The 19517-nt window shown below is 62.7% G+C and carries 20 protein-coding genes; 7 read left to right on the top strand and 13 right to left on the bottom strand.

The window, feature by feature from the left end; all coding sequences use genetic code 11:
• The first annotated feature begins 321 nt into the window (after window positions 1-321).
• Window positions 322-795 carry a hypothetical protein gene (locus RHODMAR_RS28060; protein WP_008710426.1) on the top strand — a complete coding sequence of 158 codons (474 nt, stop codon included), beginning with the start codon at window positions 322-324 and terminating at the stop codon, window positions 793-795.
• Here the strand turns inward: RHODMAR_RS28060 and RHODMAR_RS01260 are convergent.
• The 3 genes from RHODMAR_RS01260 to RHODMAR_RS01245 form a co-directional block, all read right to left on the bottom strand.
• Window positions 740-991 carry a hypothetical protein gene (locus RHODMAR_RS01260; RefSeq protein ID WP_042937499.1) on the bottom strand — a complete coding sequence of 84 codons (252 nt, stop codon included), beginning with the start codon at window positions 989-991 and terminating at the stop codon, window positions 740-742. The two genes, RHODMAR_RS28060 and RHODMAR_RS01260, sit on opposite strands and share 56 nt — an antisense overlap.
• A gap of 359 nt (window positions 992-1350) precedes the next feature.
• A complete protein-coding gene (locus RHODMAR_RS01250) occupies window positions 1351-2232 on the bottom strand; it encodes an SMI1/KNR4 family protein (protein ID WP_008710424.1) in 882 nt (293 codons plus the stop codon).
• 56 nt (window positions 2233-2288) lie between these two features.
• Window positions 2289-2621 carry a hypothetical protein gene (locus RHODMAR_RS01245; RefSeq protein ID WP_042937495.1) on the bottom strand — a complete coding sequence of 111 codons (333 nt, stop codon included), beginning with the start codon at window positions 2619-2621 and terminating at the stop codon, window positions 2289-2291.
• A gap of 41 nt (window positions 2622-2662) precedes the next feature.
• On the opposite strand from RHODMAR_RS01245, the gene lepB reads away from it, so the two are divergent.
• Window positions 2663-3400, top strand: coding sequence for a signal peptidase I (gene lepB / locus RHODMAR_RS01240; protein ID WP_008710420.1), 738 nt, complete (start codon window positions 2663-2665; stop codon window positions 3398-3400).
• Window position 3401: 1 nt separating this feature from the next.
• Here lepB and RHODMAR_RS01235 read toward each other — a convergent pair whose 3' ends face one another.
• The 3 genes from RHODMAR_RS01235 to RHODMAR_RS01225 all read right to left on the bottom strand — a co-directional run bounded on the left by RHODMAR_RS01235 (window position 3402) and on the right by RHODMAR_RS01225 (window position 6640).
• A complete protein-coding gene (locus tag RHODMAR_RS01235; protein ID WP_008710416.1) occupies window positions 3402-3779 on the bottom strand; it encodes a PLD nuclease N-terminal domain-containing protein in 378 nt (125 codons plus the stop codon).
• Between the two features lie 359 nt (window positions 3780-4138).
• Window positions 4139-5467 (bottom strand): glycosyltransferase 87 family protein, encoded by a 1329-nt coding sequence (locus RHODMAR_RS01230; RefSeq protein WP_157225933.1) that lies wholly within the window; start codon window positions 5465-5467, stop codon window positions 4139-4141.
• Window positions 5468-5692: 225 nt separating this feature from the next.
• Window positions 5693-6640: an EamA family transporter gene (locus RHODMAR_RS01225; RefSeq protein ID WP_008710411.1), complete on the bottom strand. Its 948-nt coding sequence runs from the start codon at window positions 6638-6640 to the stop codon at window positions 5693-5695.
• A 127-nt stretch (window positions 6641-6767) separates the two neighbouring features.
• Here RHODMAR_RS01225 and RHODMAR_RS01220 point away from each other — a divergent pair, with 127 nt between their 5' ends.
• The 3 genes from RHODMAR_RS01220 to RHODMAR_RS01210 all read left to right on the top strand — a co-directional run bounded on the left by RHODMAR_RS01220 (window position 6768) and on the right by RHODMAR_RS01210 (window position 8598).
• Window positions 6768-7265 (top strand): MarR family winged helix-turn-helix transcriptional regulator, encoded by a 498-nt coding sequence (locus RHODMAR_RS01220; RefSeq protein WP_008710409.1) that lies wholly within the window; start codon window positions 6768-6770, stop codon window positions 7263-7265.
• Between the two features lie 149 nt (window positions 7266-7414).
• On the top strand, window positions 7415-7891 hold the full coding sequence (locus RHODMAR_RS01215; protein WP_042937536.1) for a DIP1984 family protein: 477 nt from the start codon (window positions 7415-7417) through the stop codon (window positions 7889-7891).
• 371 nt (window positions 7892-8262) lie between these two features.
• Window positions 8263-8598, top strand: coding sequence for a hypothetical protein (locus tag RHODMAR_RS01210; protein ID WP_008710402.1), 336 nt, complete (start codon window positions 8263-8265; stop codon window positions 8596-8598).
• Between the two features lie 220 nt (window positions 8599-8818).
• Here RHODMAR_RS01210 and RHODMAR_RS01205 read toward each other — a convergent pair whose 3' ends face one another.
• From RHODMAR_RS01205 to RHODMAR_RS01190, 4 genes are all read right to left on the bottom strand, one after another.
• Window positions 8819-9574, bottom strand: a complete 756-nt coding sequence (locus RHODMAR_RS01205) for an SDR family NAD(P)-dependent oxidoreductase (RefSeq protein ID WP_008710400.1) — start codon at window positions 9572-9574, stop codon at window positions 8819-8821.
• Window positions 9575-9631: 57 nt separating this feature from the next.
• Entirely contained in the window at window positions 9632-11050 is a 1419-nt protein-coding gene (locus tag RHODMAR_RS01200) for a phytoene desaturase family protein (protein ID WP_008710398.1), read from the bottom strand.
• Window positions 11047-12933, bottom strand: a complete 1887-nt coding sequence (locus RHODMAR_RS01195; RefSeq protein WP_008710395.1) for a DUF3556 domain-containing protein — start codon at window positions 12931-12933, stop codon at window positions 11047-11049. Before RHODMAR_RS01195 ends, RHODMAR_RS01200 begins: the two co-directional genes overlap by 4 nt.
• Window positions 12934-13103: 170 nt before the next feature.
• Window positions 13104-14411 (bottom strand): PucR family transcriptional regulator, encoded by a 1308-nt coding sequence (locus RHODMAR_RS01190; protein WP_008710393.1) that lies wholly within the window; start codon window positions 14409-14411, stop codon window positions 13104-13106.
• Between the two features lie 95 nt (window positions 14412-14506).
• Here RHODMAR_RS01190 and RHODMAR_RS01185 point away from each other — a divergent pair, with 95 nt between their 5' ends.
• Window positions 14507-15991 carry a class I adenylate-forming enzyme family protein gene (locus RHODMAR_RS01185; protein ID WP_008710392.1) on the top strand — a complete coding sequence of 495 codons (1485 nt, stop codon included), beginning with the start codon at window positions 14507-14509 and terminating at the stop codon, window positions 15989-15991.
• A 66-nt stretch (window positions 15992-16057) separates the two neighbouring features.
• On the opposite strand, the gene crcB is transcribed toward RHODMAR_RS01185, so the two are convergent.
• The 3 genes from crcB to RHODMAR_RS01170 all read right to left on the bottom strand — a co-directional run bounded on the left by crcB (window position 16058) and on the right by RHODMAR_RS01170 (window position 18226).
• The gene (gene crcB / locus RHODMAR_RS01180) at window positions 16058-16426 is read right to left on the bottom strand and encodes a fluoride efflux transporter CrcB (RefSeq protein ID WP_008710389.1); all 369 of its coding nucleotides are present in this window, start codon (window positions 16424-16426) and stop codon (window positions 16058-16060) included.
• The gene (locus RHODMAR_RS01175; protein ID WP_008710386.1) at window positions 16423-16923 is read right to left on the bottom strand and encodes a fluoride efflux transporter FluC; all 501 of its coding nucleotides are present in this window, start codon (window positions 16921-16923) and stop codon (window positions 16423-16425) included. The genes crcB and RHODMAR_RS01175 overlap by 4 nt, the downstream gene beginning before the upstream one ends.
• Before the next feature lie 157 nt (window positions 16924-17080).
• Window positions 17081-18226: a citrate/2-methylcitrate synthase gene (locus RHODMAR_RS01170; protein ID WP_008710384.1), complete on the bottom strand. Its 1146-nt coding sequence runs from the start codon at window positions 18224-18226 to the stop codon at window positions 17081-17083.
• A gap of 90 nt (window positions 18227-18316) precedes the next feature.
• On the opposite strand from RHODMAR_RS01170, the gene RHODMAR_RS01165 reads away from it, so the two are divergent.
• Window positions 18317-19517 (top strand): citrate/2-methylcitrate synthase (locus RHODMAR_RS01165; RefSeq protein WP_008710382.1); only part of this gene is annotated, 1201 nt, incomplete at its 3' end.

Below are 19517 nucleotides of genomic sequence, written 5' to 3'. Positions count from 1 at the left end.
GGTCGGCAATTTGCGAATGCGCGCGCGTTTGTCAGGTGCGCGGGGAATAGGGCTGAATGGGTGGCGATTTCGGGAGCGTTCGGCGAATGCGCGCGCGTTTACGGCGGCGGGGGTGCGGGCGGGTGCGGGCGGGGTGCGGGCGGATAGGTTGGGGGCGTGAGTGGGGTCGGCAGTTCGCGAATGCGCGCGCGTTTGTCAGGTGCGCGGGGAATAGGCCCGAATGGGTGGCGATTTCGGGAGCGTTCAGCGAATGCGCGCGCGTTTGCGGCGGCGGGGTGCGGGCGATTCGATCGAGCACCCGTCGTATGTTTGAGTCAGTCCATGGAATGGATCGCCAAGGAGCTGTGCGTGGCCGCAGTCTGCGGTGGCTGTACGGCCGCGGTGATGATGCTGCCGATCGTCGTCGACGGCCGATGGTGGAATCTGACTCTCCCCGTCATCATCGGCGGGCTCTGTGGGCTGATAGTGGGCCTTGTTGCGGTCGCGGGTGGGAGCTACGCAATACGCACCGCGGTGCACTGGCCACCTCGCAGCCGAAACAGGTGGAGACATCGATTCGCGCTCTGCTCTGCTGCGTCGGTGGTGTTGCTGGTGGGTGGCGTGTTCGCCTGGTTGGTGGCCGCGTCGGCCGGGGCATCCGGCGTTCCGGATTCACTAATTGTGCTGGGGGTGCTCGGTGCAGTGAGCTACATGTTCGCTTACGCCCTCGCGCCGGCGCGCGCCGTCGAGTTCGGTGCGCCTAGGTCGGCCGACTGTCGACCCGGTATGCGAGATAGAGGTACAGGAATCCGGTGATTGCGCCACCCACGCATCCGACAGCGATGTCGAGCGGCTTCGAATCGGACTGCACAACAAGTTGAGCCAGGAAGAAACCGATTCCGACCGTGGGAGCCAACACGATCGCGTTGCGGTAGTCGCTGCGAGTCGCGCCGTCTTTCTTGTTCAACGGGACGGCCGTCACGTACTTGCGAAACGATCGCTGGTTCGACACGTCGATCCTTCTGTGGTGCAGTCGGTACTGCGACAATATACCGATCGGTCGAATTCCTCCATTACGACGAGGTGGTGAAGCAGTGCGTGGGGTGATCTTCTTCGTAGTACTGGGCGTTGTGTACAAGTGGCCGCTGTTCGGAGACAGTCCGGGTCAATGGTCGGCGCTGTCGCAGGGCGTCATGCTCGGAGTAATCGTCAGCACAGTAGTGACACCCGCAGGGTGGAAGGCACTGCGACGCATCCGCGGAAGGGTCGACGGCTCCTACAGATCTGAGATCCCAGAGTGATTCGATCGGTGGTTCGTCGGGGTCGCCTTCCCAGCAACTCGGTGTGCACCGATACTCACGCCATTACTGCTTATTGCCAACGTAATTGGCCGTCGACGACGGCAGGAGTCCGACCGTCGAAGGCTCTGCCGGTCTGGAAGCTGTCGGCCAAGTCCGTCAACATGGCGCTCAACGATGGCCACTTGGGGCCTGCGCCGTCGGCGTCGACTTTCTCGAATTCTAGGACGCACCCATGCAGGGGCCCCGGGCGAGCGTCGACGAACAGCAGGTACCCGTCTGCTCCCGCGAACGGAATGAAGTAGGGCGAGTAGGTCCCGAGGTAGTCGCCAGCGGGCGAATCGGTCTGAGGTTCGGCACCCATCTCGGCGTCTATTTCACTCCAGATGTCGAGCTCGAGCTGACGCTCGCTGACAGCGCGGTCGAGGTCGAACAACTCGTGCCCGGGAAAGATCGATACCCAGCTTTCGCGGGGAAAGCCGTTGACCAGACTGAACAGCGAAGTCAATTCCTCGGGCCACAGGCCACCGGTTGCGCGCATTGCGTCCGTGATCTGTTCGTCGGTGGCACCGACGATCGGGACGGACGAGAGGTTGTCCGCGAGCCACTGGGTAACTCGGTTCCATTGTTCGACAACCGATCTCGCTGGAGTCATGGATGCGGCCTGAGGTGGAGCTGGGTTCACCGTTCCGGCGTCGTACTCGGTTTGCAGTTGAATGCGGCGTCGTAGGTCGTCCTCGCTCGCGGTGTGGCTACCGTTGTCGGTCGACACCCCCTCGCCGTCGCCGATTCGATAGTTTCTCGCGAGGCCGAGCTGCGAGCCGTCGTCCGCGTGCGTCAATTCGCGACCGGTCTGTATCGCCTGCGCAACGGCCTCGTCCCACCCCGTCGCCTCGCCCGTGCGAATTGTGCTGCTGGTGGTCTCTGCACTGCGGGCCGATACGAACCACTTCATCTGAGATTTCTCCTCGTTCGCGAGCAGGACAGGATTGGGACGCGAGTGTCGCCGAACTATCCGGCTGGGGTCCTTAGACGTCGATTGTGCGCTGAGGTTATGGCGACGACTGGAATCACAACTGCTGCAACGAGAGTCATCGCGGTTCCGATGAGGGACGGCCAGGGTGCCAGGTAATCCCACGTCGCCCCGAGGACGATCCACGCAGCGACTGCAGTGACGGCTTGCGCGCCCACCCGAAGAGCGGTGACCTTCGAGGGGGAAGGGACTGCGAAACGGCCGATGATCATCGGCAGATGGTGGCCCTCGTTCACGCGTGACAGTTGCCTGGTTGCGATGGTTATCATGAACGCTCCCACCGCAGCCAGTACGACGCCCAGAAACAGCATGCTCAGTACGATACGCAACAGTCGGGCTCTAAGCTGTCAGGATGGTGATTGCCGACAACCACGACATCGACAACGCGCCTCGACGCAGAATCCCGACCTGGCTGCGAGAGACCGCCGTCCTCGTCGTTGTGGCGTTGGTTCTCAGTGTTCTGTTGCAGACTTTCGTCGGACGGGTGTACTACATTCCGTCCGGGTCGATGGAACCAACGCTTCTTGTCGGTGATCGAATCGCAGTGGACAAGATGGCATTCCGCTTCGGTGATCCGCACCCCGGTGATGTCGTGGTGTTCCGGGCACCGACCTCATCATGGAACATCGGCTACAGCTCGACGAGGTCGACCAACGCGATTGCGAAGGCGCTGCAGGATGCCGGTTCATGGGCGGGGCTGGTCGCGCCCGACGAGAACGATCTCGTGAAACGAATCGTCGCTGTCGCAGGGCAGACCGTGCAATGCTGCGACTCGCAGGGTCGCGTCGAGGTCGACGGTCGCCCACTCGAAGAGCCGTATGTCGTCATGGACTTCCCGTTTGTCGACGACGCGCTCACGTGCCAGACCGCGCCGCAATCCGGTCGCTGCTTCGGGCCGGTGACCGTTCCGTCCGGCAATCTGTGGGTGATGGGCGACAACCGAAGCGGCTCAGCCGATTCCAGAGCTCATGCCAGTGACGAACTGGGTGGGACGGTTCCGGTGGACGATGTGATCGGAAAGGCGCGCCTGATCGTGTTGCCGCCCTCCCGGTGGGGAACGATCGATTCGCCGTCGATTCAGCAGCGCTGAGTCAGAGCCCGAGATCGCGCTTGCGTCGCTCGCGTTCGAGTAGGCGTTGCTCCTCTGCCCGAGCCCGACAGCGGCGCAGAAACTCGGCGTCTGCTTCAGAGTTCTGCGCGGCTTGACGGCCCGGACGGGTCTCGTATTCCGGAAACGCGGAGTTGCCCGCTCGCTGGTAGTGGGACCCGCCGCCAGGGCCTCCCCAGATCCCGCCGCCTATCGGGCGTCCTGCGAACAGCCAGGCGAGCGATCCCGCCAAGGGAAGAAACACCACGAGCAGCAGCCACACAATTTTCGGGAGATACCGCACGCCACCATCGTCGGCGGTGATCACGTCGATCAGGCAGAACACCCACAGCAACATCACCAACACACCGAAGTACGGCATTTCGAGTCCTCCACGTTCGAGACCATCCGGTCTGATGTACCGAGGATAGTAGCGGGATGTCGGCGATTTCGATAGTTGCGGGTACGAACTCGACATCGCGTTGCTGGCGGACATGGTGTCGATCGAGATCGACGGCTGGGTATTTCACAACGATCGCGACGCATTTCAACGTGATCGGGTTCGGCAGAATGCCCTGTCGCAGAGCTGGCCGATCCTTCGGTACACCTGGTTGGACCTGACCGAGCGAATCGAGCAGGTTGTTGCCCACATCATCGCCACCGTCGACCAAATCCGGTGCAGCCAGCCGCGCTGCGCGCGGTCGACTGCACACGATTCTGTCGTCGCCGTTAACCGGCAACTCAGACGGTGGCCGGGCTCGATTGCCGAAACGAGGAGACGAGTGTTGCGGCGAGGACTGCCAGAAACACCGCCGGATAGGTGAATTGAACCGCGAACTCGAATGCTGGCGATCCCTCGAACATGAAGATGCCGATCGCCTCGATGCCGCGGTAGTCGGTGAAGTACCAGGCGATCATGGGTGCGGTCACCGCGAGCGGTGCCAGCCAGCTCCACCAGGTGCGGCGTCCATTCGCATAATCGAGAGCGACGATGGTCAACGGTATGCACCACACCCAGTGGTGGCCCCATGCGAACGGAGAAACCATCGGTGTCGCGAGTCCGGTGATTACCAAGGCCAGCAACGCCTTCCCTGCTTTGTGAGCGCGCACAGCCGTCCATAGAGCAAGGACGGCAACGGCGGCGGCGAGGAGAAACCAGACCAGGAACGGCGGCGTGTGGCCCGGCCACAGGCGGGCCAGAGCGCCGTGGATCGACTGATTCGCCGGTGATGCGAGCGCTCCGATCCGTTCGGAGTCGACCATCGTCGTGGTCCAGAATTTCCAGGAATCGCCGGGGATGAACAGGAATCCGGCGGCGACTGTGACTGCGAACGCGGCGCACGCGATGGTCGCCGAACGCCACTGCTTGATGGCCAGCAGGTAGAGGACGAAGAATGCGGGGGTCAGCTTCAGTCCCGCGGCAATTCCCACGCCGACGCCGCGCAGGCGGCTGCCCTCGCCTCGGCTCAGATCGAACAAGACCAAGACGAGTAGCAGCAGGTTGATCTGGCCGAGCCAGATGGTCATGCGCACCGGCTCGAGCCAGGTGAACGCGATCGCCATCCCCGCGCTGACGAGATACGTCATACCGCTGCGGTGTCCGAGAGCGCGCCAGCTCAGCACCACCGCCGCGTAGACCAACAACACATTGATCACTTGCAGCAGTGTCACGGCGCTCGCCACAGTGACAAGCGCAAGCGGAGTGAACATCAACCCCGCGAAAGGTGGATAGGTGAACGGCAATCCGATGTCGAACAGGGCGAAGTCGTACAACGGCTCACCGTGCAGGATTACCTCGCCACCGTGTCGGTAGACGATGGAATCGATACCGTTACCGAAAAGTCCGAACGGGCCCGCCCATCCCAGGAAGAACGCGTGCGCTGCAAGGGCGATGCACGCAGCGAACACCGATCCCGCCAGCCAACGTCGACCGAGTCGGCGCTTCTGTGCCGTCCGCGCAGAAGAGCGCGGGCCGACCTGAGCGTGCGAATCTCCGGCGATCGACCCTTGCTCGACAGGCCTACGCGATCCAGGTTCGGTTCGTGGCGGCATGTACCTGGACGAGGTCATAGGGGTCACGATAGATCGTTGTTGTTGCGTCCAGGTGTACGACACGGACGAACCGGTCGTTTTGTACTTCGGTCCCTTGCGCGTGGATACCGCCGTCCCTGAAACGAGAGCACGAATCGGATGCCCTACCTGGTCTTTGCCCGAAAGAAGAAATGTTGTTCGCAATCAGCATGATTCGCGTACCGCAGTCGACAAAGATCGAAGAGGGAAGACGACGCACTCTTGTCATCTCCCGTTTCCCGACCGATCACGTCGGCCGGTCGCGACGAGCTGGCCGGCTATCGACCCGATGAGAGCGATACCGAAACCCGTGCACTGCAGTCCGGTCATGTCCTGTCCCAGCACGATCCATCCGAGTACGGCCGCCGTCAGCGGGCTCAACACGCCGAGGAGTGCGATGTTGGTGGACGGAAGATGGCGTGCACCGCGAAACCAGAGCGAGTAGGCCACAGCCCCGCCAACTACCGCCAGCCAGGTGTAGCCGACAACAGCCTTTCCATCGATGGCCCACGGGCCGTCGTCGACGATCGGAATCAACGGGCCGATGACAATCCCGCCGACGAGTAGTTGCCACGCAGTGGAATTGAGCGGGTTGGTGTTCGGAGCCACGCCCCACCGTTTGGTGAGGGTGATACCCGTTGCCATGCTTACCGTCCCAACTACTGCCGCGGCGAGTCCGATCCCGTCGAGCCGGACGGTGCCCGCCGCTGCAGTCAAGGCAACCCCTGCGACAGCGACCCCCGCACATCCGATCTGCACAGGACGGGTTCGTCCCCAACCGACGGCGGCCGATATCGCGATGATGACGAGCGGCTGAACAGACCCGACGACGGCGGCGATGCCTCCGGGCAGTCGGTAGGCCGCCACGAACAGCATGGGGAAGAACAATCCGATGTTCAGCACGCCGAGGGTCGCGGTCTTCAGTCGCCAGCCCTTCGCCGGAATGCCCGGTGCTATGAGCAGCAGAAGTAGCCCGGCGGGAACTGCTCGCAGAGCGCCGGCGGTCATGGGCCGATCCGGCGGAAGGAGTTCGGTGGTCACCAGGTAGGTCGTTCCCCACAGGATGGGAGCTAGTGCCGCAGTGGCAGTGAATGCGAGAGCCGACGGTGTGACCTGCGGCGGGATGAGGCGTCGAGCATCGGTTGGTTGCGCCTGCTGGTGAGGTGTCTGCATCGTGGGCTCATCTCCAGGATGGGTTTCGGCAATATCTTAACGTTGAACTATCTAACGTTGAACGCTAGGACCGGCGTGCGAGAATGTCAAACAATTAAGCGCTGAAGTATTGAAGGGTGGTTGACCGATGGCGGACGACATTGTCGACGCAGTGGACCGGATTGTGCAGCAGTGGCGCGCCGAGCGGCCCGATGTGGACGTGAGTCCGATGGCTGTGATCGGCAGGATAAGCCGAGCGGCGTCCGTTCTGGACAAACGAACACAGGCCGTTTTGGCTGAATTCGGTTTGCAGCCAGGGGAATTCGACCTCATTGCTACGCTCCGACGCGCTGGGTCTCCGCATCGTCTCACGGTGGGTCAGTTGCTGGACAGTGCGATGGTGACCTCGGGCGCCGTCACGCACCGGTTGAACCGTCTGACCGACAAGGGGTTGATCGAACGCGAAATCGATCCGACCAATCGGCGGGTGGTCATCGTGCAACTGACTCCGGCCGGGATTGCTGCAGTGGATGCCGCACTGCCCGCGCACGTGGCCAACGAGGAGGCTCTGCTGGGGTCTCTGAATCCGGACGAACGAGCCCAACTCGCCGGCTTGTTGAAGCGACTACTTCTTGATCTTCGGTAGTGGCGCGGCGATCAGTGGCTCGCACAGGCTCTTTCGTAGTTCGAAGAACTGTGGTACTTGTAGATCCATGAACAGATTCGACACGTCGAAAGGCGCATGAGCGCCCGCATTCAGACCACCTTCGGGTCCACTGGTCCGAGGTGCAGATCATGAAACTTGCAGAGGCCCTCGCCGAACGAGGGGAATTGATCAAGCGCTCCGAACACCTGAAGGTTCGGATTCTGGCGAACGCACGTCATCAGGACGGTGAATCACCGGCCGAGGATGCATCAGCTCTGCTGTCGGAGTACACCATCGGACTCGATCGACTCGAAGTGCTCATTCGCCGGATAAACCGGACCAACAGTGCCGCCACGGTGCGAGATGGAACCATCACCGACGCACTCGCGTCTCGTGACGTGCTGCGTATGCGCCACAAGGCGATCTCTGCGGCCGCGGATGCGGCATCGGGACGTGATCAGGACCGCCGCTACGGGCCGCGGCAACTGCGATCGGAGTTGGTCTACGTAGCGGCACTACCGGTCTCCGAATTACGTTCCACTGCAGACGATATTGCCAAACGAATCCGTCTGGTGGACCTGGAAATCCAACGAGTCAACTGGGAGTTCGACCTGATCGAGGAGTAAGCAATATGCCGGGTAGTGGGTAGTTTTCGTTCGAAGCGAGCACGTGCCGTGGGTCGGCGGTCTTCCGGCCCTCTCCCTGCGTGGTGAGCAGCGTTCCGGGTATTCGCCCGGTAACAGTGCAGCTCAGTACAATTCACGCAGTACGGCATACCGCGCACATCACATCACCGTGTGCTGGTCGAACGGTAACGAGGGTGGGCAAGGGGCCACCCGGCATTGTGGTCTCGGAGACTGATCGTAGATAGCCTGGATGGCATGGACACACCATCGATCGAACTCGATCGTCCCGCGCTGATCGTCGTCGTGCAGGCAGGAATCCAGATGCACCGGTCGTTCAGGTTGCCCGGTTCAGCCGAGGGAATCCTGTAGCCGTGAACACTGCACTTGCTCTAGGACTGATGGTGGGCATCGTCGCGTTCAGCTACGGGGCAGCAGTGGGGTTGCGAGGGAAGGTGCTCCATTCCGACTACTACGGCGGCGAAGTATCGGACCGAGTGAAGACCACGCCGCACCTACGCGCTGTGGCGAACAAGTCATTCGCGGTCTGCGGCATCGCCGCTGCCATTTTGCTTCTGGCTCCTCTCATTTGGATATTTCTGGAATTTCAGCGTGACAGAACGACGTGGGAATTGCTCTGTCTGACAGGCTATGTATTCGTCGTCGTGGTCATCGGTGGCTATCCCTTTGCCAAGATGAAGGCCTTGTGAGCGCACGACAGAATCCGTCGTATATGTGGGTGGAACGCATACGCGTGTGGTGTCGATCGATGACAGAAGTTGTGATCTACAGCAAAGACGCGACGAGACGGCCGCCGAATATGGGGCTGCTGCCCATACACCACGATGACTACGCTAAGGCGGAGAAGGCAACGACTGCGTCGACTTCCTCAGCACCAGAGGCGTTTCCTTGCTGTTCGAGGGTGCGGTATCAGATCAGCGAGGCGGTCAGGCCACCGTCGAGGACGTAGTGGCTTCCGGTCACCCAGCTTGCCCGGTCGGAGGCGAGGAAGCAGGCGACCTCTGCAATGTCCTTCGCGGTGCCGAGTCTGCCTTGTTGTGCTGCAACGAGATCACCGAACGGAACCGCTGTTGCTGCCTCGAACTCGGGTCGAAGGCGATCGACCATCGTGGTGTCGGCGAACCCAGGGCAGACTGCGTTCACGCGGATGCCCGAAGCCCTGAGTTCGACTGCGGCGACGCGGGTGAGCTGAATCAGTGCAGCTTTGGTGGCACAGTACGAGCCCAACAACGGGCTGCCTCCAGTACCCGCGATCGATGCAATGTTGACGATGTTGCCACCACTGCGCTTCAGGGCGGGAACAGCGGCCTTCGTCGCGACGAACGGTCCGCGGACGTTGACGGCGAAGATTCGGTCGAAGCTCTCGGTCGACTGCTCCGCCAAGGGCGCTGCGACCTCGATACCGGCATTGTTGACCAGGACGTCGATTCCCCCGAGCAGGCCCTCGGCTGCGGCGATGGCTTCGACCACGCTGGCTTCGTCGGTGACGTCGCAGTTGGCCACTCCGGCTGCGCCGATGTCGTGGGCTGTACGTTCGGCGGCGTCGGCGTCGATGTCACTGATAACGACGCGGGCACCGCGGCTGATAGCGAGTTCTGCTATGCCCCTGCCAATTCCGGCTGCGGATCCGGTGATGAAGAAACGTTTGCCGTCCAGTTCGGTCATGTCGTAATCCTTCGAGTTCGGGGTGGAAATGAGTTGATGGTGAACGTGATCGCTCGGTCAGTGTCGGTTCAGGTCGTGCAAGGCTCTGCGGGCGGCGTTCAGACCGGCCATGCCATGCGCTCCAGGGCCAGGGGGTGCCGCCGCCGAGCACAGGTAGTGCCCGGGGGTGCCGGTGCGGTAGGGATCGCGCCCCGGCCTCGGGCCGAGCAGCAGTTGTGTCGGCGACGATGCGCCGCACAGGATGTCGCCGTCGACGAAGTTGGCGTTGCCGGCGGAGAAGCTGTTCGGGGTAGTGGTGACGGTTTCGATGACTCGTGATCGGAGACCGGGTGCGAATTGTTCCATTCGTTCGATCACCGCTTCGGTGATATCGATGTCCAGGCCGGCAGGGACGTGCGCGTAGGCGTAGACGGGGACGACATCGCCATCTGCACGCTGAGGGTCGGCCACGTACTGCTGACCGACGAGTACGAAGGGACGGTCCGGCATCCGCCCTGCGGCCACATCCGCTTCGGCGGTGACGATCTCGTCGGCGCTTCCCCCGACGTGGACCGTCCCGGCCTTCGCAACCCGAGGATCGCTCCACGGGACGCCGCCTCGGACGGCGATGTCTACCTTGAATGCCGCCGGCCCGTACTGGAACCGACCGTACGAACGTCGAGTCGCGCTCGGCAGGGCTTCGCCCAGTATCGATGTCACCGCCGTAGGGCTGGTATCGAACAGGGTGACGTCGGCAGTGGGTAGATCCGCTCGGGAGGTCACGGTGGTCCCGGTCTGCACCGATGCCCCATGATCGAGGAGTGCGTGGTGCATTGCCTGGGAGATCGCCGACGTTCCACCCTCGGCCACCGGCCACCCGTTGTGATGGCCGGCGGTGAGGATGCCAGCGCCGATGGCCGAGGAGAACACCTCGGTCAGTGGCCTCATTGCGTGCGCCGCCGCACCGATCCACAATGCCCGTGCCTGAGGCGTGGTGAACAGGCGCGCCAGGGTGGCCGCCGGCAGTGCCGTCGGTGCGCCGAAGCGGGCCAACAGCCAGGGATGACGAGGAACGTGAACGACGGGGCCCAGCAGGTCGGTAGAGAGTTTGCCGTACCTCGAGGAGGGATACCCGAACACCCTTTTCCATCGCCGTCCGTCCGAACCCAACCCGGTGGCCGTTTTCTCGACCGAACGATGCAGCAACCCCGCCGCATCATCGACAAGTGGATGAGCGCAATCGATCTCGGGCCACACCCATTTCAAGCCGTAGTTCTGCAGGTCGCCCAGAGCAGGCGATCCCACTGCCATCGGGTGGAAGCCTGCGCAGTGATCGACCAGAAGATCGGCGGAGGTGAACGGACGGTGACTTCTTGTCCCGCCGCCGATCTCGTCAGCGGCCTCGAGGACAGTGACTTCCAGGCCGGCCCTTGCCAGGGCCAGGGCGGCAGCGAGCCCGTTCGGCCCGCTGCCGACGACGGTAGCCGTTCGACTCACAGCGTCGAATCCCCTGCGGTCGCAGCCGTTCGGCGCGGCATCGTGTTCGGCATAGGGGCAGCCGACGGTGCCGCTGGGGCATCGGTGGAGTGGCGGGACGGTGCGGAGCCGGACCGACGACGCCACGTGACATTCATGGGAATGGGGCCGTCGGGTAGCCAGGGCTGCGTCGAGACTGCATCGTCCACGTTCCAGGTGCCCGTTTCTATCACCCCGAGTGCAGCATCGATGAGCTTGTAGGACTGAGTCTTTCGGTGGATGGGCTGGGACTCGACCCAGGCGACCACGAGTTCTCCGGGTGCGAAGTTGCAGCGCCGTTGGATCGCCTCGATGAGCGAAGCGTCGTGGAGATGCCCGTCGCCGAAGTTGAATCCGATGATGGAGTTGCAGGCGAATTCGCCTTCACGCACGGTGAACCGATCGATGTCCGGGATGTTGTCGATGAGCAGCGACAGCAGTCCGCGGCCCTGACTGTGCATCGAACGCCACGCGACGGTCTGCTGCATCGTTATCTCTGCAACCACCGGCGGGTACCCCATGGCCTCGAGCTGGCGGACCTGATTACGAGTCGGGCGCACGATCTGATCGAGCTTGTCCTCGGTACCAGGGGCGAACGCCCACAGCCCGGACGCCCAGTTGCCTGCATACTGGCGCATCGAGGGGGTGAAGGCCACGAGGTCGGGTCGGAGATTGCCCAGGACGGGGAAGAAGAACAGGCAGAACAGAGCTGCGGCAACAAACCACGGCGACGCGTCGAACACCGAGAAGCCCTGTCCTGCAGGGAAACCGACGAACAGGAAGACGGCCCCGTACGCGAACAGCAGATTCCACTCCAGCGGCACGGCCAGCGGGAACGTCGAGACGATGAACAAGTGGAATGTGACCATCAACAGTGCGCCGGCAAGGGCGATCGCGGTGTTGGTGGTGAAGAGCAGAACGATCGGCACCGCGATCTCGACGGTAGTTCCCAAGACGTGCGCGATGGTTTTGGCGGCTGCCGACGGCCGGATGTCGACCGGGAAATCTCGGTAGTGCTTGCGGCGGGCCCATCGGGTGGGAATGCAGGGGCTGTTGGAGACCATGGGCGGGACGACGTTGGCGAAGTGCGCTCCGAACTTGGACACTCCGGCGCAGACCCACACCGAAAAGATCACCAGCTTGAGCCCGACGACGAGATCTACGATCGCGTTGTTCCCGAGGGCTCCGACCAAGGCGAACAGGACGATGGGGGGACCGTACTGCTCGGCGCGCGCGGCAATGAAGATGGTCTTGTCGCGAAGACCCAGCACGATTGTCAGCAGAATCGGCGCGATCGCCAAGCGCGGGTCGACCAGGGTGCCCGTCGAGTCGGGGAGTAGCGAGGCGAGTGCACTCGACGCCGCGCCGGGAGCGACCACAGGGATCGCCAAGCTGATCAACAGAACAAGGTAGAGCACGACATCGAGAGGCGTGCGGGCATCTCCGGAAGTGAAGGGCACCTTGCCCGGCCACGGCGGCATGCGGACGGTGGCAGGTTTCGCCCAGAACAGCACGCCACCGGTCATCGGCTTGAACTTGCCCGCGATAGGGCCCCATGAACCCGCGACACCGATGGTTTCGAGAAGCATCGTCCAGAAGACCAGCTTCTGATAAACGATGATCTCGTTCCACCACTGACCGACCTGCCAGGGCAACCCCACGTCGGAGGTCAACGTGACCAAGGTCAAGCCGACTCCCAGATAGAGCACGACGAGTTTGACCACGTATGTCGTCGGAATCACTTTCGGTGAACCGAATCCGTGATCTACCCAGTGCAGTGCCAAGGCCTTGACTCGTTCCAGCAGCGGTCGATCGAGAAATGTCTCGAGGTCGACAGGTGGGAACTGACCGTTCTTGAATCCCATGTGTGAGCTTTCTGTGCGCAAGCGCGGACGAAGGAGAAGCAGGAGCCAGCCCCACTCGTCGAGTGATACACACCGCGTAGGTGCCGATCGACGAACTGTGTGTCCTGCACCACAGAAAGCTACGGCCATCTCATCGGCCACCCCAATGGCTCACGAGACTGAGGCTCGCGTCACAATTTGTGCTGGGGAACCAATTGGTCATCAGTCAGAACGCGGGCACCGAGCCAATGACAGGCGGTGAGCGCGACCTCGACCGCGAGCCGGTTACCGGAGATGGGTGTAGGCAAGAGCTTCTCGGCATTGTCGACGCGGTATCGAATCGAGTTCTTGTGCATGGTCATGACGGAGGCTGCGGCGGTCAGGCTGCGTTCGCAGGCGAGATAGACCCGCAAGGTCGTGCGCAGACGTTCGGATTGATCGGTGTCGGCGGCCAACTCGGGCCCCAGAACGTCGAGGACCCAGGCCTGCAGCGCCGACGGATCGTGCGCGCACAGATCCACCACGGCCAGACCGGGGTCGTCGTATCGTTCGATGGACCTGCCGCGGCGACCCAACACCGCGACGTGGTGCGCGCGCTGCGCCTGCTGATGGGAATGGACGAAACCGTCAGCGCCGGTGGCAACTGTGCCGGCTGCGAGAAGAGGTGCATCTGCCGTCCTCGGACGGGAATTGAGTCGGTCGAACACTGCCACGGCGTCGCCGTCGGTGATCTGGATCCAACCCCACGCGGTCGCGCCGTCACGGCCGACGACCAGCGGTGGCACAGGGCTGCCCAGTTCGCCGGCCAAGCTGCGAATAGAGGTGGTGAAGCGGCGGAGCCGGTCGTCACGGATGGTCGCTCCATCCGTCCACGCCACCACCGCCAGGTGGCGACCGTGGAGACGGTAGCCGGTCACCCGCTCTACGGACTTGACCGAACCGGTGCCGCCGAGGAGATCGAGTACTGCATCGAGTCTGGCGTTCTCGCGGTCCGCAAGCCACGATTCCCGCTCGGTTTCGTAGACCACGACCACGCGCTGGGAGATCCAGTCGATGTAGTCGAACACCGAATCCACGATCAGGTCATGAGCGCGGACCCGAATACTGTCCGATGTGTCGATTGCCAGTGACGTTTCGAACGCTCGACCGATCAGAAATTGTTGACCCAGCCGATAGGCGCGCACGAGAGCGTTGACCGAGACACCCCACTGGGCCAGCCGTCTCGCGTATTCGAAGGCTGCTGCCGGTGGCTCGAAGCCGTCTTCGCCGATGTTGTACTGCAGAGCATGCAGGATGGTGTCGACATTTCCTTCGATGCTCGAACCCAATAGGTCGATCAGCGACGGTTCGCTGTTCAACTCCGCGATCTCGCTGGCCAGTGATGCTCGCATCTCGCCGACCAACGTAGACAGGTCGGCGTTCAGCATGGCTGCAACTGCGGCCACATGTGCGCGCACCGTGTTCGAGGCGTCGGGAGAGGGGTCGGTCGGTGCGATCATGGTGATCCTTCATGATTCGAGGAAACAAGGTGCAACGAGCATTTTGTGCTGCGGGAACGAAGATTCAATGAAACCGTACCGGTAACCTACGTCACATGCTGTCACCTCTAGCCACCTCCGTGCCTGTGCTGGATTCGCTGTACGCCCGCATCGAGCACGACCCGGATGGACAATGCCTGTCCGATTCCGATGGGCGAATGACCAACGAAGAATTCGGTATCGCGGTCGCCGGTGCGGCCCGCCGTCTCGTCGGATTGGGGGTCGAGCCCGGAGACGTGGTGGCGGTTCTGCTCCCGAACCGAATCGACGTGATCGTCGCCATGTACGCCAGCTGGGCGGCGGGGGCGACGATGACACCGATCAACCCGGCGCTGACCGACGAGGAGGTTCGCTACCAGCTCGCGGACTCGGATGCGCGAGTGATCGTCGGCGAACGGCGTGCACACTCTCTTGCCTCCGAACTCCGAATAGGACACTTCGACGTCGACGCGGAAGGTGACACTCCCCAGCCCGCGTCGGATACCCGAGCAGCGGCCGTCACCGCCGAGGACCCCGCGTTGATCGTCTACACCTCAGGAACGACAGGTCGCCCGAAAGGATGCGTCCTGACCCACAGCAACATCGACTCCATGAGTGCCGCAATCGTTTCGGCCTGCGACTTGAGCGAGCAGGACACCAGCCTGTTGATATTGCCTCTGTTCCACTGCAACGGACTCGTCGTCGGCACCGTGGCTCCGTTGCGTGCAGGCGGCAACGTTCACGTTGCCGATCGATTCTCCCCGGATTCGTTCTGGGGCAACATCGAACACGTCAAACCCACCTATTTTTCCGCAGTACCGACCATGTACTCGCTTCTGGCGGACCGAGGGCGCACCGAGCACGATCTTTCGTCGCTGCGTTTTGCTATTTGCGGCGCTGCCCCGATGCCGGCCGGCTTGATCGCCTCGGTCGAGTCGACGTTCGGCATCCCCGTCGTGGAAGGGTATGGATTGTCCGAATGCACGGTCGCAGCGACCATCAATCCGCCAGCTGGACCACGGAAGCCCGGCACCGTGGGAATCGCGCTTCCAGGTATCGCCATCGCTATCGATACACCGGACGGGCCGAACGACAACCCCGGGCACACGGGAGAAGTGCTCGTGCGCGGAGCAACGGTCATGCGCGGGTATCTCGGCCTACCCGAGATCACCGAAAACACCATCCGCGATGGTTGGCTGCACACCGGCGACATCGGATACCTCGACGGCGACGGCTATCTCACACTTGTCGATCGGCTCAAAGACATGATCATCCGAGGTGGAGAGAACATCGCGCCCAGCGAGATCGAGCATGTCCTTCAAACCCACCCGGACGTTCTCGAGGCCGCGGTCGTCGGCGAACCGCACGCCATCTACGGGGAGGTTCCGGTCGCGCACGTAGTGGCACGAACCGGCCGAGCAATCTCGGTCGAGTTGTTGGCTGCGCATTGTGAAATGAATCTTGCCAAGTACAAACGGCCTGCTCGTATCGACGTCCACGACGCGCTGCCCAAGAACTCCGTCGGAAAGATCACCAAGAAGGATCTTCTCGAAACCCGATGATTCTGTGGCTCCGGCAGGGTCGCGGTGTCCGCACGACCCTCGGGGCCACTGTGCTCGACATCGCCCTCAGATGTACGCCGCTGCAACCATTGCCGCGCCGGCCACTGCGGTGGTAGCTAGTGCCGTACCGATGGCGTTGTATGCCGCGGGTCTGTAGAGGCGTCGTTCGAGCAGTCGAACTGTCTCCACGCTCGCGGTACTGAAAGTGGTGAAGCCGCCACAGAATCCGACGCCGACGATCGCCTGTACCTGCTCCGGTGCCGAACGAAACGCCACCAACCCCGCCACCACACCGAGGATCGCCGACCCTGTCACGTTGATCAACACTGTGGCGAAGGGAAAGTCGGTCTTCAGTCGCGATCGGATGACGCCGTCGAGCACGAATCTGCTCACTGCCCCAGCACTTCCGGCGAGAACAACCCACAGTGCGATCATCGCTGCTCCTCCGCCCGGGACCCGATTCGTTGTGCGAGAACGATGCCCGCTCCGGCAGCGATCGTGCCGATGATCACGCTGACGGCCATGTACACCCCGGCCGCCACCACTCGATGGTCTCGCAGCAACTCCACGGTCTCGAGGGCGAACGAACTGTAGGTGGTGTACGAGCCGAGTACCCCGGTGCCGACGCACAGCCGGATTCGACGTCGCCAGCCGTCATCGGGACCGGACAGCACGAGCCGTTCCAACAACATCCCCAGGACGAAGGCTCCGGTGAGATTGATGAGGAGGGTGGTGAACGGGAACGAGCCGGAGCCGGTTGGGAACGCCGACTCCGCCCCGTAGCGAATGCCGGTGCCCACCAGACCGCCGAGTGCTACCGCGGCGATCGCAGCGGGCTGGATATGTAGTGGACGCGATGGTGTCGGGCTGTCCGGGTCAACTGGCACGGATCGGTCGGCGGCACCGCCGTGCATCTCGTCGAAATCGTTCATTTACCTGCTCCCTATCTGCGGACATGCGACTGCCGAGACAGGGACTGTTGTCGGCTCGAAGGCCGAGGTTCGGTTACGGCGAGCCCCACCGCCGCTGCGCGCCGAGGCGCACATCCATGATTGCATACCGAATTGCGGCTGCGCCGCAGTGGCGTGCTCAAGAGCCCTGGGTGGAACTCAACCGTGCCACTGCCGAAGGCACTGGACCGTCGTAGCGGGCGATCGGGCGGATGATCTTGTTGTCGTGGGACTGCTCGACGATGTTGGCGCACCACCCGATCATTCGACTGCACGCGAAGGTGGGGGTGAACATCGAGCGAGGGATTCCGCACAGTTCCATCACGACGCCTGCGTAGTACTCGACATTGGCGTACAGCTTCCGATCCGGCTTCAGATCTGCGAGCGCAGCGATGATGACCTTCTCGACCTGCACGGCCTTGTCGATCAACTCACCGCCCATCTCCTGCGCCGTCTCGCGGAGCATCACCGACCGGGGATCATCGGTCCTGTACACCGGATGCCCGAACCCCATGATGCGTTCGCCGGCCGTGATTTTCGAGCGTGCCCACGCATCGGCCGACTCGACATCGGCAATCTCGTCCAGTCCGTCCAGGGCGCGATCGGGAGCGCCCCCGTGGAGTGGTCCGGCAAAGGCGCCGATGGCAGCACACACGGCCGAGGCGATATCCGAGCCTGTGGACGCCACGACTCGCGCAGTGAACGTCGATGCGTTGAATCCGTGATCGATCGTGGCGGTCAGGTAGCGATCGACGGCTCGGGCACGATCGGTAGCGGGCACATCTCCGGTGATCATGAACAACCAATTCTGAGCCGTCGTCAGATCCTCGCGCGGCTCGATGGGTTCCTTACCGGACCGAATCCTGTGCACCGCAGCCAAAATGGTCGGAGTCATCGCGCACAGGCGCTGTGCGGTCGCGCGCTTGTCCGACTCCGACGATTCGTAGAGCGGTATCGCACCTGCCATCCCCGACAACACCGTCCGTAACGCGAGAAGTGGCTGCTCGGGGCCTGATCGCGCCACAGTCTTCACGGCCGCGGCGACGTCGTCCGGTAGCTTTCGCAGTGGTGCCACCGCACGCAGAAACTCGACTCGCTCGGAATCGTCCGGCAACCGACCCTCGACCATGAGGAACCATGCGTCCTCGAATGTCAGAGTGCGCGCGATGTCGATCGCCGAGTACTGGCGGTAATGATAGAAACCCTCGTCCCCCCGCACGTCGCCGATCGACGTGGTGGTGACGACGACGTTGTGGAGCCCTCGCGGGGCTTCGAGAACGGTCATGACTGATCTCCTTTGCGCTGGTCAACCCCCACGATCCGCGTTAATGTTGATTGTTGTCAATGTTGATCGAGTCAATGTGAAAGTGTGAAGATGGCACCCTCCGACGGACGAAATCTGCTCACCACCTCCCAGGCCGCGGCGCGGCTGGGCGTCAAACCGGAGACCGTGTACGCCTACGTCAGCCGCGGATTGTTGACCAGCAGCCGATTGTCCGGAGTGCGCGGGAGCGTGTTCGACGTCGACGAGGTGGAAGCGCTCGCCGGCCGCGACACGGCCCGCCGCACCGACATCGGTGCAGTGGAACGTATTCGGACCCAGATCACGTTGCTCGACGACGGGCATCTCTACTTTCGTGGCCGTGACGCGGTCGAACTGAGCTCGCACCCGTTCGAGTCGGTCGCGCACTTCGTCTGGACCGGCGAACTGCTCGACGACGTGCAGTTCGACGCTGATCCCGTTGTGGTGCAACGGTGTCGAGAAGCCGTAGGACTCATGGCACCGGATTCTCGGTCGATGGACCGGATACGTATCGCCGTCGACATCGCGTCCACCTACCGCCCACTGCGTTTCGACACCGGGTACACGTCGGTCGTCCGCGAGGCGGGCCACCTGCTGGCAACAGTGGCAGCGGCCCTCGTTGGCGTGGCCCCGCAACAGTCCGTGGCCGAATCTATCTGGGCAGCAATAAAATCCGAAGAGTCCGACCCGCGCGGCCTCGCGCCACTGCAGGTTGCGCTGGTGTTGATGGCCGATCACGGACTTGCTGCGTCGACGCTCGGAGTCCGGGTGGCTGCGAGTACCCGGGCCAATCTCTATTCGGTTCTCGCAGCGGGGCTCGGATGCATCGACGGGCCCCTGCACGGTTCGGCTGCCGATCCCGTCTATCGGTTCTTGATGACGGCGATCGACGATCCGATAGCCGCTATTGCAACACAATTGAGGTCAGGAACGGGAGTCCCCGGCTTTGGGCACGTCGTGTACACGGATCGAGACCCCCGCGCCGAGGAACTACTTCGGGTGCTCCGCGACCCCGCTCACGGTGCGCAAACCGCCGTGATCGCGGCTGCAGATGTCGTCATCGAGGAGGTGAGCGATCGATTCGATACGTTTCCCAACTCGGATTTCGCTCTCGCCACGTTCACCTGTGCCTACGGGCTCAGGCCGGATACGCCGGAAATGCTGTTCGCATTCGCACGCATGGTCGGGTGGACCGCACATGCCCTCGAGGAATACGAAGAATCGCCACTACGCTTTCGGATTCCGGGCATCTACACGGGCACCCGGCCGGGGA

Origin of the sequence: Rhodococcus sp. AW25M09 (assembly GCF_000333955.1) — a bacterium.
GTDB lineage: Bacteria > Actinomycetota > Actinomycetes > Mycobacteriales > Mycobacteriaceae > Rhodococcoides.
This window is presented reverse-complemented; position numbering and strand designations above follow the sequence as displayed.

What these genes read in the sequence shown, in the direction of transcription:
- RHODMAR_RS28060 (WP_008710426.1), top strand. Translation starts at nt 322, where the DNA reads ATGGAATGGATCGCCAAGGAGCTGTGCGTGGCCGCAGTCTGCGGTGGC.
- RHODMAR_RS01250 (WP_008710424.1), bottom strand. Translation starts at nt 2,232, where the DNA reads ATGAAGTGGTTCGTATCGGCCCGCAGTGCAGAGACCACCAGCAGCACA.
- RHODMAR_RS01245 (WP_042937495.1), bottom strand. Translation starts at nt 2,621, where the DNA reads ATGCTGTTTCTGGGCGTCGTACTGGCTGCGGTGGGAGCGTTCATGATA.
- lepB (WP_008710420.1), top strand. Translation starts at nt 2,663, where the DNA reads ATGGTGATTGCCGACAACCACGACATCGACAACGCGCCTCGACGCAGA.
- RHODMAR_RS01235 (WP_008710416.1), bottom strand. Translation starts at nt 3,779, where the DNA reads ATGCCGTACTTCGGTGTGTTGGTGATGTTGCTGTGGGTGTTCTGCCTG.
- RHODMAR_RS01230 (WP_157225933.1), bottom strand. Translation starts at nt 5,467, where the DNA reads ATGACCTCGTCCAGGTACATGCCGCCACGAACCGAACCTGGATCGCGT.
- RHODMAR_RS01225 (WP_008710411.1), bottom strand. Translation starts at nt 6,640, where the DNA reads ATGCAGACACCTCACCAGCAGGCGCAACCAACCGATGCTCGACGCCTC.
- RHODMAR_RS01220 (WP_008710409.1), top strand. Translation starts at nt 6,768, where the DNA reads ATGGCGGACGACATTGTCGACGCAGTGGACCGGATTGTGCAGCAGTGG.
- RHODMAR_RS01215 (WP_042937536.1), top strand. Translation starts at nt 7,415, where the DNA reads ATGAAACTTGCAGAGGCCCTCGCCGAACGAGGGGAATTGATCAAGCGC.
- RHODMAR_RS01205 (WP_008710400.1), bottom strand. Translation starts at nt 9,574, where the DNA reads ATGACCGAACTGGACGGCAAACGTTTCTTCATCACCGGATCCGCAGCC.
- RHODMAR_RS01195 (WP_008710395.1), bottom strand. Translation starts at nt 12,933, where the DNA reads ATGGGATTCAAGAACGGTCAGTTCCCACCTGTCGACCTCGAGACATTT.
- RHODMAR_RS01190 (WP_008710393.1), bottom strand. Translation starts at nt 14,411, where the DNA reads ATGATCGCACCGACCGACCCCTCTCCCGACGCCTCGAACACGGTGCGC.
- RHODMAR_RS01185 (WP_008710392.1), top strand. Translation starts at nt 14,507, where the DNA reads ATGCTGTCACCTCTAGCCACCTCCGTGCCTGTGCTGGATTCGCTGTAC.
- crcB (WP_008710389.1), bottom strand. Translation starts at nt 16,426, where the DNA reads ATGATCGCACTGTGGGTTGTTCTCGCCGGAAGTGCTGGGGCAGTGAGC.
- RHODMAR_RS01175 (WP_008710386.1), bottom strand. Translation starts at nt 16,923, where the DNA reads ATGAACGATTTCGACGAGATGCACGGCGGTGCCGCCGACCGATCCGTG.
- RHODMAR_RS01170 (WP_008710384.1), bottom strand. Translation starts at nt 18,226, where the DNA reads ATGACCGTTCTCGAAGCCCCGCGAGGGCTCCACAACGTCGTCGTCACC.